Consider the following 13,494-nt stretch of genomic DNA (forward strand, 5'->3'; position numbering starts at 1 on the left):
AAGCAGAAGAGTCAATTTCAACGTCTAGGTATTCGCGGAGATTGGAAGAACCCGTATATCACGTTGCAACCAGGCTATGAAGCGCAGCAAATCCGTGTATTTGGTACGATGGTACAGAAGGGTTTCGTATATAAAGGGTTAAAGCCTGTTTACTGGTCCCCGTCTTCAGAAAGTGCTTTGGCTGAAGCCGAGATCGAGTACAAAGAGAAAACATCAACGTCTATCTACGTGGCGTTCCCAGTGAAAGATGGTAAAGGCAAGCTTCCAGAAGATGCTGCCATCGTTATCTGGACAACAACAGCTTGGACCTTGCCTGCGAACCTGGGTATCTCCTTACACCCTGAATTCGAGTATGCGGTTGTTCAAGCGAATGGGAAGAAATATGTGTTGGCACAAGGTTTGTTAGCCAACGCGGCTAAAGAAATCGGCTGGAGCGAATACGAAGTATTATCGACTGTAAAAGGCAGTGAGTTGGAGTTTGTTACTTGCCAACATCCATTCTACGATCGGGAATCCCTCGTCATGGTTGGCGAGCACGTGACGCTAGAAGCGGGTACTGGTTGTGTTCACACAGCGCCTGGTCATGGGGAAGACGACTTTGCGATTGGTCAGCGTTATAACATTGGCGTACTTTGTCCTGTGGACGATCAAGGCCATTTCACAGCTGAAGCACCTGGTTATGAAGGCTTGTTCTATGAAAAAGGCGGCAAGCAGATCATCGAGAAGCTGCAAGAGTCCGGTCTTTTACTAAAAGCTGCAGATATTCAGCATCAATACGCGCACGATTGGCGTACGAAGAAGCCAGTTATCTATCGTGCTACGGAGCAATGGTTCGCGTCGATCGATAAGTTCAGACAAGAGATGTTGGATGAAATCAAGCAAGTGAAATGGACGCCAGAGTGGGGCGAGGTTCGTCTTCATAACATGATCGCAGATCGTGGTGACTGGTGTATTTCTAGACAGCGCGCATGGGGTGTGCCAATCCCGATTTTCTACTGCCGCAGTTGTAATGAGCCACTTGTAAACGAGCAAACGATTGAGCATGTTGCCCAGTTGTTTGAGCAAGAAGGGTCGAATACTTGGTTCATCAAAGATGAGAAGGATCTGCTACCTCACGGCACTAGCTGTCCGAAATGTAATCATGGCGAGTTCCGTAAAGAAACGGACATCATGGACGTATGGTTTGATTCTGGTTCCAGTCATGTAGCGGTTCTCGAGTCGCGTCCAGAGCTTCAGTGGCCTGCTGATCTATATCTTGAAGGCTCCGACCAATACCGTGGTTGGTTCAATTCATCCCTGATCACAGGTGTTGCAACAAGAGAGAAATCGCCGTATAAAGGCATTCTCAGTCATGGCTTTACACTGGATGGCGAAGGTCGCAAAATGTCCAAATCCATTGGAAACACGATTGATCCGAATGTGGTTTGCGGCAAATTAGGCGCAGATATTCTTCGTCTATGGGTTTCATCCGTGGATTATCAATCCGATCACCGGATTTCAGACAATATTTTGAACCAAACGACTGAGGTTTATCGTAAAATTCGAAACACCATGCGCTTCCTGCTAGGGAACTTGAGTCAGTTCAACCCTGAAACAGATCGCGTGGCAACTGCGAATTTGTCAGAGCTTGATCGTTATGCGTTGATTCGTTTGAACCGCATGATCGAGAAAGTTATCAAAGCTTATGAAGCTTACGAATTCCATGTCGTGTATCAAACGATTCACCATTTCTGTGCCGTGGAAATGAGCTCCTTCTATTTGGACATCATTAAGGATCGTCTATATGCGAATGCGGCTGAGGACCCAGCACGTAAAGCTTCACAAACCGTGCTATATGCGGCATTAACGGCGATTACGAAACTGATCGCACCGATTCTGCCACATACTGCGGATGAGGTTTGGAAGTACATTCCTGGTGCAGAGCTAAGCTCCGTACAACTTGCGGAATTACCGGAAGTAGAAACGAGTGTATATAACGAGGAATTGGAAAATAAATGGAACTCCTTCTTGGAAGTGCGGGATGACGTTCTAAAGGCGTTAGAAGAAGCGCGTAAAGAGAAAGTCATTGGTAATTCCCTAGGAGCAGCAGTGAATTTGTATCCAAATGAAGCGATGTTTGCTTTGTTGACACAATTCGAGCAATTGGATCAGTTGTTCATCGTGTCCGCTGTAAACCTCCACCCAGTAGGTACTTCCGTACCAGAAGGTGCCCTTCAGTCCAAAGATGTTGCCATTGCAATCGCTGTTGCAGACGGTGAAAAATGTGAACGTTGTTGGATAGTGACGCCAGAAGTTGGGCACAGTAAAGAGCATCCAACACTCTGTGTCAGATGTAACGAAGTCGTGACTGCTCATTATCACGAGTAGAGGAACCAAACGAGCTTACGCAAATTGCGAAGCTCGTTTGTCCTGTTTTTAATCAGGCTATTCAATCATCATCCAAATCGACGGATCTTTCGGGTTCAAGGAATGGATCGCCTTCATCACTGTGCATATACGCATCATAGGCTTTACTTCGTACTATCGTAACATGTTCACCATATAGGTCTGTGGCTACAAAGCTTTCGAAAGACTCTACATAGCCTTCCAGCTCATCAGCTTCGATGTACATGTCGTTGTAGCTTTCCACTTGGTTGCTTTCAGCGAAAGCTGGCGTATTCGAAGTTCCCCAGCTTTCTACGATTTGCCAAGCATCCTCGCCATCGAATTCCGTTTCGTTGTTTTTCTCATCGAAGCTTGTACGACCGAAAGGCGGGTAAAGAACTTGCTCTTCGACGGGACGTCGGAAGGATTGATCTGGGTCTGGTACATGTTCTATGCTGTACAAGGTTGTAGGTATGGCTTGTAATCGTTCGTACGGAATGGGGTGGTGGCTAAAGACGCAAACACCGTATTCGCCGCTTTCCATACGGGCTAAAGCTTCGTTGACTTGCTGTAAATGCATCTCCGCATGTTCATTGAGCGAGATATCTTTTGCTCGTTCGAAAATTTCGGAGCCAATATCACCGGGATGATTATCATACATGGACAGCTCGCCAATGGAATCAGAGAAAGAATTTGCGAGTCCAAAGTTATCATTCGTCGCAAAATGCTTCTCAAGTGAAACCTTTTCCTCCAATAGTTGTACATATAATGTTTGTAATTGCTCATCAGTTAAATGGCTAATAGGTCATACAGCTCCTTTCTAACAGCTCATCCATACCRTTTATGATGCCGATAGACCGCTTTTTTTAGTGAGGTAATTCCTTGCAAATTAGGAATGTACAAGCTTTCAACATTGTAGGAGGTACACGTAGATGAAATATTTGAAATATTACTTGGTTGCGCTTCTTGCATTCATTCTAGATCAAGTTACGAAATGGATTATTGTGAAAAAAGTTCCGCTCGGCGAGGAACGTCCTGTCCTCGGAGATTTTTTCATGATCACTTCCCATCGTAATCGCGGTGCGGCATTTGGCATTTTACAAGATCAGCGTTGGTTCTTTATTGTGATTACGACGATTGTGCTTTGTGCCATTATTTGGTACATGCAGCGCACGATTCGTGAAGGAAAAGTATTGTTGCCCTTCGCATTGAGTTTGCTTTTTGGAGGAGCCTTCGGTAATTTCGTTGACCGTGCCTTATTCGCGGAAGTCGTCGATTTCTTTCAATTCACATTTGACTTTAACTTTTTTGGCAAAGAGGTCCATTATATTTTCCCGATCTTCAATGTTGCTGATTCCTGTATTGTAGTTGGGGTTATTCTAATCTTTATTGAATCCATATTTGCAGCAAGAAACGAGAAAAAAGGAGCAACACATGAACAACAACCAGACCTCACCTGATACCGTGTCCCTAGAGCCGATAGAATGGACAGTTGAAGAACAATTTGCCAGCGAACGCATCGATAAATTTATTACAGAAGCGTTGGAAGAAGATATTTCTAGAACACTTGTCCAACAATGGGTCAAAGACGGTCACGTTAAGGTGAATGGGAAAGCGGTAAAACCAAATTATAAATTATCCGTGCAAGATGTGATTGCTTTGCAAATTCCTGAACCTCAAGGCGTGGAGCTTGTAGCTGAGCATATTCCGCTAAATGTGGTGTATGAGGATAGCGATGTTATCGTGATCAACAAGCAGAGAGGACTCGTTGTTCATCCGGCACCTGGGCATTATTCAGGTACTTTAGTGAATGCCTTGATGTACCACTGTAAAGATTTATCCGGGATTAATGGTGAGCTTCGTCCAGGCATCGTTCATCGCATAGATAAGGACACTTCAGGCTTAATTATGTCTGCCAAAAACGATAAAGCACATGCGAGTCTTGCTGCGCAATTGAAAGATCACACCGTTAACCGAAAGTACATTGCCTTAGTCCACGGATATATTCAGCATGATCAAGGGACCATTGATGCACCTATCGGGCGTGATTCGAATGATCGTAAGATGTATACGGTAACGGAGAAAAATAGCAAGACTGCTGTGACGCATTTCGCTGTTATGGAGCGATTCGGGGACTTTACGTTAGTTGAGCTAAAGCTAGAAACCGGTCGCACGCACCAAATTCGTGTGCATATGAAGTTCATTGGCCATCCACTTGTTGGTGATCCGATGTACGGCAAAAGCAAAGGCATGCTGATGGACGGTCAAGCCCTGCACGCGGCGATTCTTGGTTTCAAACATCCGCGTACGGGAGAATGGATGCAGTTTGAAGCGCCGATTCCTCCAGATATGGAAAATCTGATACAAACGATACGGACAACATAGTTCTTGTTCAATGGAGAGGGGGAGAGCTGGATATGTTGGAACATTTGATTAATCCGCAAGTGAAAGACATTCAAATTTCCGGTATTCGCAAAATTTCGAATCTAGTCAGCACGATTCCTGGTGCTTTGACATTAACGATAGGGCAGCCTGATTTCCCAACGCCGCGGCATATTATCGAGGCGGGTCAGAGGGCTTTGGATCAGAATAAAACCGTCTACACCCAAAACCCTGGACTCTTAGAGCTGCGTGAAGCTGTTTCTAACTTCGTGAAGGTCAAGTATGGACAGGTTTATCGCGCTGCAGATGAAATTATCGTCACAGCTGGCGCTAGTCAAGCTGTGGATATCACGCTGCGAACCATCTTGACGCCAGGTGCTGAAGTCATCATTCCGGCTCCGATTTATCCTGGTTATGAGCCTTTAATCCGCCTAGCCGGGGGCGTTCCTGTCTATGTGGATACAAGAGAGAACGGCTTGAAATTAACAGCTGAGCTGTTGGCGCCTTACTTAACAGATAAAACGCGTTGCGTTATTCTCTGTTATCCATCGAATCCAACGGGTCAAGTTCTGAGCGAGCAGGAAATTACTGATTTAGCGGAATTGTTGGCGGATCGTGATTTGTTTGTTTTGTCCGACGAGATCTATAGCGAGTTAGTTTATGGGGTTCGTCATCATTCCATAGCAACAGTAGGAAAGCTAAGAGAGAAGACGATCGTCATTAATGGATTATCCAAATCACATGCCATGACAGGCTGGCGAATTGGTTTCACAATGGCTCCTGCGTATCTCACAGAGCACATGGTGAAGGTACACCAGTATAATGTGACCTGCGCTAGCTCCGTAAGCCAATATGCCGCCTTGGAAGCGTTGACGGTTGGTATAGACGATGCGCTGCCGATGCGTGAAGCATATGTAGCACGCAGGGACTACGTTTATGAACGGTTGCTCGCCATGGGCATCGATCTAGAGAAGCCAGATGGCGCTTTCTACTTGTTCCCATCTATCGCGAAATTCGGCTTATCCTCGCAAGAGTTTGCCATGAGGCTGCTGCATGAAGAGCATGTCGCGGTTGTGCCGGGAGATGCCTTCACTTCCTATGGGGAAGGCTATATCCGAATTTCTTACGCCTACGCGCAGGATGTATTGGAGCAATCGCTGGATCGATTGCAGCGGTTTGTAGGCAAGCTATAAGAGAAAAGGAACCGTTGCTGCTAATGCAGTTGCGGTTCCTTTTTTTGCTTTGCAAGGCTCGAGCCACCGCGGAAAGCACAGTCTTGGCGCTTTCGCCTGAAATAAGAAAAACCTCCTATTCAACCACCCGAAAGGGGTCGAATAGGAGGTTTATTTCATCTAGCTGGACTTATATCTCAGATAAGCTGTAATCGTATCGATGGCTACATCAATGGCACGCTCATCCGGATCAAGCTTGGCATTATGCAGGCCGTGAGGTGTATCCACCCCTAACCAGAACATGAAGCCAGGTATTTTCTCCAAAAAGTAACCAAAGTCTTCACCGGTCATCGCTTCCGTACATTCGAACAACGTAACATTGTCACGTCCGCGAAGCCAGTCCATAAATTCCACGGTCAATGCTGGTTCATTATACACTTGGCGATAGTTTGAGCCCCAGTCGATCGCGACTTGGCATTCGAAGGAAGCTTCGATACCCGCGGCGACCGCCTCAATGCGTCCTTTGATCTTGTCCATGGAAGCCGCAGAAAGCGTACGAATCGTGCCCTCTAAGCGAGCCTTTTCCGCGATAATATTCTGCTTCGTTCCAGCTTCCATTTTGCCAATCGTAATCACAGCAGAATCCAGTGGATTCACGTTCCGTGACACGATCGTTTGAAGCTGACCAACCATCTGCGTCGCCGCGATGATCATATCATTGGCTTGGTGTGGGTAGGCCGCATGGCCGCCTTTGCCAAGCAAATCAATGAACAGCTCCGATGTGTTGGCGAACAAGATTTCAGGTCTGACCGCGATCGTACCAACGGGATACTCTGGCGCGATATGGAGTGCGACCATCTGGTCAGGCATCCAATCCTGCAATTCCTCGGCAGCTAGCATTGGTAATGCACCGCCAGGGCCTTCTTCTGCGGGTTGGAAGATCAAGACAAGATCATCCTTCATAGGATTCATCACGAAATGAGTCACAACGCCCATCCCGATGGACATGTGAAAATCATGTCCGCAGGCATGCATATACCCTGGATTCTGCGAAGGGAAGGGAAGAGTTGTCTCTTCCGTGATCGGAAGCCCGTCCATATCTGCGCGATAGCCGAAGCGTTTGCTTGGGTTTAAGCCTTTGATATAGACCAGAATGCCCGTACGCCATGTGCGAATCGTTAGACGATCCTGCGGCAGCTTGGCCAACTGGTCAAGCAGAAGCTGCTGCGTTTTAAACTCTTGGAACCCCGGTTCGGGGATTTGATGAAGCTGACGACGCAGCTCTACGAAAGGGCTAAGCATAACGATTTCCTCCAGATCCAGACACCTTATAGGGTACGTAGGTCTGCTAGAATTTCGGTTTTGGATTTCGTTTTGTCATCTACTTTTTTGATCACACGAGCAGGTGCGCCTGCTACAACTGTGTACTCTTCAACATCTTGCGTTACGATTGCGCCGGCTGCTACAACAGAGCCTCTACCAATGCGAACGCCTTCTAGGATAACTGCGTTAGCGCCAACAAGAACGTCATCTTCGATCACACAAGGTTGTGCGGAAGGAGGCTCGATAACGCCAGCGACAACTGCGCCTGCGCCAATGTGACACATTTTGCCTACTTGTGCACGTCCGCCAAGAACTGCGTTCATGTCGATCATCGTACCATCGCCAACGGAAGCTCCGATGTTGATTAGTGCGCCCATCATGATAATCGCGTTATCGCCAATGTGTACTTTATCGCGAATAACTGCGCCTGGCTCGATACGAGCGTTGATGTATTTCAAATCTAGCATTGGGATAGCGGAGTTACGGCGATCGTTTTCAACAACGAAATCTGTAACTTTATCTGTGTTAGCTTCTAGAATCGGTTGAAGCACGCTCCACTCACCGAAAACAACACCGCTGCCGCCGGAAATGAATGCTTGGCTGCCTTCGCCGAACTCAAGGCCTTCAAGGTTTCCTTTTACATATACTTTCACCGGAGTTTTCTTTTTGCTTTCTTTAATAAACTGGATAATTTCTAGGGTATTCATTTCGGTCATGGTGACATCTCCTTCAAATTTATGATTGACTCTCCTATATTAGCAGAAAGGGGGCGTTTGAGCCAATCTGTTTCACACAGCTTTTTGTGCAAATTGACTATGGTAGAGCTCGGCATAGAATCCTTGCTGTTCGAGCAACTCCCCATGCGTGCCCTGTTCAATGACCGTTCCTTGATTCATGACAAGAATGAGATCAGCTTCTCGGATCGTTGATAACCGATGAGCAATCACGAAGCTGGTGCGATTCGCCATCAAAAAATTCATAGCACGCTGGATGGAAACTTCCGTCCGTGTATCGACGCTGCTCGTTGCTTCGTCAAGAATCAAGATAGCTGGATCCGCTAGGATCGCACGTGCAATGGTGAGCAATTGCTTTTGACCATGGGATAGATTAGACGCTTCTTCATTCAAAATCGTATCATACCCATCCGGCAGCGTACGTATGAAATGATCTGCGTAGGCCGCGCGCGCTGCTTCGACGATTTCATCCTCTGTGGCACCATGACGTCCGTAAGCAATATTATCGCGGATTGTGCCATTGAAGAGCCAAGTATCCTGCAGCACCATGCCGAACAGTCCACGAAGATGACTTCGCGACATATCGCGTGAATCCACCCCATCGATGGAAATTCGGCCGCTCTGTAATTCGTAGAAGCGCATGAGCAGATTGACTATGGTTGTTTTGCCTGCACCTGTCGGGCCAACGATCGCTACGGTCTGTCCTGGCTTCACATCGATGTTCATATGGTTGATAAGCGGTGTATCTGTTTTATAAGCAAAAGAAACATCCTCAAACTGTACATGACCCTTAACCTGATCGACGGACTCTGTTACGTTCTTTTCCAAAACCTCTTCAGGCTCATCCAATAATTCAAAAATGCGCTCTGCAGCTGCAATCGTAGACTGAATGACATTCGCGATATTCGCTACTTKCGTGATCGGCATACCAAATTGACCGGAATACTGAATGAAGGCGAGAATGTCTCCTATTTTAATCGCATTATGGGTAACCATGATCCCGCCGATGACACTGACGAGCACATAGCCGATATTCCCGATAAAAGACATCAATGGAAAGATGAGCCCAGAGATAAATTGAGCTTTCCAACCAGAATGATACAAGCGATCATTAATCTCATTGAATTTATCAACAGATTGTCTTTCCCGGCCAAAAGCTTTCACGATGGTATGACCTGTATACATTTCTTCGACATGCCCATTGAGTTCACCTAAGGTTCGTTGCTGCCCTTTGAAATATTTCTGGGAACGGGAGGCGATCATTTTGGTTCCTAAAATACTGAGCGGCAAGGTAACAATGGTAGCTAGTGTTAATAGTGGAGAGATGGTCAGCATCATAATAATGATTCCGACTAAAGTAACGACAGAAGTAATGAGCTGTGTTAAGCTTTGCTGCATCGTTGAACTGATCGTATCCACATCATTCGTAGCTCGGCTCATGGTGTCGCCATGGCTTCTTGCATCAAAGAAGGACAGCGGAACACGCGTAAGCTTCTCGCTGATATCACGGCGTAAATTGAAAACAATGCGCTGTGTAACACCGACCATAATTCGTTGCTGGATGTACATTAAGACAGAGCTGAAAATATATAGCAAAGCCAATATTATAATAATTTGAAATATCGCATCAAAATCAATTTTGGCACCTGCGATGCCTTTTAGCTTGCCCATAGAGCCTTCATAAAGCTTGGTTGTCGCATTTCCCATTAGCTTCGGACTCACGATGCTAAATAATGTGCTTAATATGGAGGCAAGAAGGACGAAGGATATCGAAATGCGAAATGGCTGCATATACGCTAACAGACGCTTCAGTGTACCTTTGAAGTCTTTGGCCTTTTGGACAGGCATCCCCATTCCAGCCATCCCGCCACGGCCAAAATGAGCTGGATTTACGCCGGCTGATGACGGACGTTGCGGTTCTTTTGGTTTCTCACTCATGCACTTTCCTCCTCTGATAGCTGAGAAGCAACAATTTCTTGATAGACCTCACAGGTTTTCATTAGCTCACTATGCGTACCAATGCCTGCTATTCTTCCTTCATCTAAAACGATAATTTGGTTCGCATCCATAATGGTGCTGACACGCTGAGCGACAATGATCATGGTTGCACGTGTTGTTTCTGATTGTAGTGCAGCGCGAAGCTTCGCATCCGTTTTGAAATCAAGGGCGGAGAAGCTGTCGTCGAAAATATAAATGCTCGGTTTGCGAGCGAGTGCTCGACCAATCGCAAGTCGTTGCTTCTGACCACCCGATAGATTTGTTCCGCCTTGTGCGAGTGTGGCTTGGAAGTTATCTTTCATGCCACTGATGAAGTCAGCTGCTTGGGCTGTTGTTGCCGCAGAAGCAATTTCCTCATCTGTCGCTTCTTCGTTGCCGAATCTGAGGTTGTCCGCAACCGTGCCCGAGAAGAGTATGGCTTTCTGTGGAACGTAACCGATTTGATTTCGCACACTTTCCAATGTGAGAGAAGGAAGCGGTAGGCCATTCAATGTGATGGAGCCGGACTCGACATCATAGAAGCGAAGCAGCAAATTGATGAGTGTCGTTTTGCCTGAACCCGTTCCTCCTATAATAGCTGTAACCTCTCCAGGCTCAGCTCGGAAAGAAATATCTTGAATAGCTGGCTGCTCGGCACCAGGGTAACTGAAGGTAACGTGATTAAATGCAACGACGGTTTGTTCGTCTTGGAGATTGCGAGCGTTGTCTGCACTATGTATGTTGGATTTAATGGCAAGCACTTCATTAATGCGCACGGCAGAAGCGGATGCTCGCGGGATCATCATGAAGATCATCGTCATCATGAACATGCTGAACATAATTTGCATCGCATATTGAATGAAAGCCATCAAATCACCGATTTGCATTTGGTTGTCATCGATCCGCACGCCGCCATACCAAAGAATGACGACGATTCCGAGATTGAATACGAGCATCATGATGGGCATCATCGTAGCCATTATCGTATTGACCTTGATGGCGATTTGTGTGAAATCTTGATTCGAACGTTCGAATTTCAGCTTTTCATGTTCGGAACGGTTAAAAGCACGGATCACGCGAATGCCCGTTAAATGCTCTCGCAAAACAAGATTGATCCCGTCGATTTTCACTTGCAAGTTTTTGAATAAAGGAAGACTTTTTCGCATAATAACTGCAATAACTAGGACAAGGATGGGGATTACAGCGTAAAGTACAACTGCGAGATTAGTATCCTTATAGGAGGCCATAATGACACCGCCAATGAGCATGGTAGGCACCCCGATGAACATACGCATCATCACAACTAATTGCTGAACCTGTGCAATATCATTCGTGGTTCTTGTGATGAGTGAAGATGTCCCTAGCTTGTCAAATTCATGCAAGGAAAAGCTCTCGACATGAGAGAAGAGATGCCGGCGTAAATCACGCCCGAAGCCGGTTGCTGTCTTAGCAAGCAAATAGCTCGCTACCATGACACAGGCCATACCCCCCATGGCTACCAAAAGCATATAAGCCCCGAATCGAARAATGTAGCCGACATCTCCTTTCACCACACCGACATCGACAATGTCAGAGAGGAGTGTTGGCAGATAGAGCTGGGCGAGCGATTGTAAGAGCATTAATGTGATGATGACAACCACTGAAGCTCGGTAGGGCTTTAAAAATCGAAACAATTTGAACATAGGTTCCTCCTTAACATTTTGACCACAGTAAATTGGGATTTACTGGGTGAGTAAGTGAATTTATATGTAAATTATAACACATGGCCACAGACTTGCTCAAAAAAAAGAAGCGGAAAAATATTGACTTATCATGTCGAAAGTGGCATAATTCTTTTAATTACATATGTGCCTTTAAAAACAGTCCAGAGAGGCTGGCAAGGTAAAACGATAAGAAAGTCGGGTAATACTGAGTCGAGGATTCAGTAAGCTTGAGGATGTGCGCATCCTGCAGCCCCGCTCTATCTCTTTATGCACTCGTAAACTCCTTGCCATGAATTGGGCAAGGAGTTTTTTGGTTTTTTCACCAGAAAACGCGGAGTGATGCTGACTAAGATAGTTTTGCCAGGAGGCGAAAACGATGAATGAGACCGCCGAACACACCATTATTGATGAAATGGGAATTCGTAGAGCACTTACGCGGATTGCGCACGAGATACTGGAAAAGAATAAAGGTGTAGAGAACTGTACCTTGATTGGAATTCGGACAAGAGGCATTTACTTAGCGAAGCGAGTAGCAGAACGGATACTAGAAATCGAAGGCGTACCGATTCCTGTAGGAGAGATTGATATCACGTCATATCGGGATGATCGCGTAAAGGTAAAATCGGTTGAGAATGTACAAGAAGGCGGCAAGCTGCAAATTCAGGATCGCAAAATCATCCTCTTCGATGATGTGCTTTACACCGGAAGAACAGTGAGAGCGGCGATGGATGCTCTGATTGATTTGGGAAGACCGCAAATGATCCAGTTAGCTGTACTTGTGGATAGAGGGCATCGCGAGCTGCCAATCAGGCCTGACTACGTAGGAAAGAACGTGCCTACATCTAAGAGTGAGAGTATTGAAGTGCTACTAACGGAAATTGATGATAAAGATGAAGTCATTATACTGAGGGGGAAACAGGAGTGAGTAGCGTGAGTACATATACATCTAGACATTTCTTGGGACTGAAAGGCGTAAGTGCAGAGGAGATCACAAGCATTCTTGATCGTTCAGCCTATTGGGAACAAAGCCCTAGCAAAGTAAACAACCAATTTCAAGGGAAATTCGTCTCCAACTTATTTTTTGAAAATAGTACAAGAACCCGTTTCTCTTTCGAACTTGCACAAAAACGTCTAGGAGCAGATGTGCTAAACTTCTCGTCAGCTGAATCCAGCGTGCAAAAAGGCGAGTCCATCTACGATACTGTCCGTACGCTTGAATCTATGGGCATCGATGCAGGCGTAATCCGATTGAAGCCGAATGGCGTGCTGCAAGAGCTTGCCGAGAAAATCAAAATCCCGCTCATCAACGCAGGAGACGGTAATAACGAGCACCCAACGCAAGCGTTGCTTGATTTCTATACGATGCGAAAGCAATTCGGCGCGATCAAAGGTTTGACCGTCTCCATCATCGGAGACATTCTACACAGCCGAGTTGCTCGCTCCAACCTCTGGGGCCTAATCGCCCTGGGAGCGAAAGTGCAGTTCTGTGCTCCAGCTAGTATGCAGGCTCCAGAGCTTGCTGAGTTCGCACCGTATGTGTCATTCGAAGAGGCTTTGAAAGCCGATGTCGTCATGATGCTGCGTGTGCAGCTGGAACGACACGACACTGGGCTAATCAAATCTGCTGAAGAATACCGCGAGCAATACGGTTTAACCGTAGAACGTGCAAGCCGTATGGCGCCTCATGCGATCATCATGCATCCGGCTCCAGTCAATCGGAATGTTGAGCTAGATGATGAACTGGTCGAGCATGAGAAGTCCCGAATTTTCACCCAAATCGCTCACGGCGTACCGATTCGTATGGCGGTCATCGAACGAGCTTTATCATAAAATGAGGAG

General features: G+C 46.3%; 11 protein-coding genes. 6 read left to right on the plus strand and 5 right to left on the minus strand.

Translation table 11 applies throughout. The annotated features are described in order from the left end of the window. On the plus strand, positions 1-2,367 hold a 2,367-nt coding region (ileS, locus tag AC1DVJ_RS24770; RefSeq protein WP_477594382.1), incomplete at its 5' end, for an isoleucine--tRNA ligase. A gap of 61 nt (positions 2,368-2,428) precedes the next feature. Here ileS and AC1DVJ_RS24775 read toward each other — a convergent pair. Further along, positions 2,429-3,166 (minus strand): TraR/DksA C4-type zinc finger protein, encoded by a 738-nt coding sequence (locus AC1DVJ_RS24775; RefSeq protein WP_477594419.1) that lies wholly within the window; start codon positions 3,164-3,166, stop codon positions 2,429-2,431. A 139-nt stretch (positions 3,167-3,305) separates the two neighbouring features. Between AC1DVJ_RS24775 and lspA the strand changes: the two genes are divergently transcribed. Genes lspA through AC1DVJ_RS24790 form a run of 3 tightly spaced genes read left to right on the plus strand, consistent with a single transcriptional unit; the run spans position 3,306 to position 5,939 of the window. Beyond that, positions 3,306-3,824 carry a signal peptidase II gene (gene lspA, locus AC1DVJ_RS24780; RefSeq protein ID WP_477594421.1) on the plus strand — a complete coding sequence of 173 codons (519 nt, stop codon included), beginning with the start codon at positions 3,306-3,308 and terminating at the stop codon, positions 3,822-3,824. Next, positions 3,799-4,749, plus strand: coding sequence for an RluA family pseudouridine synthase (locus tag AC1DVJ_RS24785; protein WP_477594384.1), 951 nt, complete (start codon positions 3,799-3,801; stop codon positions 4,747-4,749). The genes lspA and AC1DVJ_RS24785 overlap by 26 nt, the downstream gene beginning before the upstream one ends. Before the next feature lie 35 nt (positions 4,750-4,784). Further along, positions 4,785-5,939 (plus strand): aminotransferase A, encoded by a 1,155-nt coding sequence (locus tag AC1DVJ_RS24790; RefSeq protein ID WP_477594423.1) that lies wholly within the window; start codon positions 4,785-4,787, stop codon positions 5,937-5,939. A 159-nt stretch (positions 5,940-6,098) separates the two neighbouring features. On the opposite strand, the gene AC1DVJ_RS24795 is transcribed toward AC1DVJ_RS24790, so the two are convergent. The 4 genes from AC1DVJ_RS24795 to AC1DVJ_RS24810 all read right to left on the minus strand — a co-directional run bounded on the left by AC1DVJ_RS24795 (position 6,099) and on the right by AC1DVJ_RS24810 (position 11,634). Next, positions 6,099-7,220, minus strand: a complete 1,122-nt coding sequence (locus AC1DVJ_RS24795) for an N-acetyldiaminopimelate deacetylase (RefSeq protein WP_477594386.1) — start codon at positions 7,218-7,220, stop codon at positions 6,099-6,101. 26 nt (positions 7,221-7,246) lie between these two features. Beyond that, a complete protein-coding gene (gene dapD / locus AC1DVJ_RS24800) occupies positions 7,247-7,957 on the minus strand; it encodes a 2,3,4,5-tetrahydropyridine-2,6-dicarboxylate N-acetyltransferase (protein WP_477594388.1) in 711 nt (236 codons plus the stop codon). 72 nt (positions 7,958-8,029) lie between these two features. Beyond that, the gene (locus tag AC1DVJ_RS24805; RefSeq protein ID WP_477594390.1) at positions 8,030-9,913 is read right to left on the minus strand and encodes an ABC transporter ATP-binding protein; all 1,884 of its coding nucleotides are present in this window, start codon (positions 9,911-9,913) and stop codon (positions 8,030-8,032) included. Beyond that, positions 9,910-11,634, minus strand: coding sequence for an ABC transporter ATP-binding protein (locus AC1DVJ_RS24810; RefSeq protein WP_477594392.1), 1,725 nt, complete (start codon positions 11,632-11,634; stop codon positions 9,910-9,912). Before AC1DVJ_RS24810 ends, AC1DVJ_RS24805 begins: the two co-directional genes overlap by 4 nt. A gap of 397 nt (positions 11,635-12,031) precedes the next feature. Here AC1DVJ_RS24810 and pyrR point away from each other — a divergent pair, with 397 nt between their 5' ends. Together pyrR and AC1DVJ_RS24820 are read left to right on the plus strand one after the other, a co-directional pair. After that, positions 12,032-12,580, plus strand: a complete 549-nt coding sequence (gene pyrR, locus AC1DVJ_RS24815) for a bifunctional pyr operon transcriptional regulator/uracil phosphoribosyltransferase PyrR (RefSeq protein WP_477594394.1) — start codon at positions 12,032-12,034, stop codon at positions 12,578-12,580. Further along, complete coding sequence (locus AC1DVJ_RS24820; protein WP_477594396.1) at positions 12,577-13,485, plus strand: aspartate carbamoyltransferase catalytic subunit; 909 nt, start codon at positions 12,577-12,579, stop codon at positions 13,483-13,485. The genes pyrR and AC1DVJ_RS24820 overlap by 4 nt, the downstream gene beginning before the upstream one ends. The last annotated feature ends 9 nt before the right edge of the window (positions 13,486-13,494 follow it).

The organism is Paenibacillus sp. P4_A9, from assembly GCF_056402415.1.

Bases quoted from the DNA above. Each gene is read 5' to 3' on its own strand.
- AC1DVJ_RS24785 (WP_477594384.1), top strand. From the start codon at position 3,799: ATGAACAACAACCAGACCTCACCTGATACCGTGTCCCTAGAGCCGATA.
- AC1DVJ_RS24795 (WP_477594386.1), bottom strand. From the start codon at position 7,220: ATGCTTAGCCCTTTCGTAGAGCTGCGTCGTCAGCTTCATCAAATCCCC.
- dapD (WP_477594388.1), bottom strand. From the start codon at position 7,957: ATGACCGAAATGAATACCCTAGAAATTATCCAGTTTATTAAAGAAAGC.
- pyrR (WP_477594394.1), top strand. From the start codon at position 12,032: ATGAATGAGACCGCCGAACACACCATTATTGATGAAATGGGAATTCGT.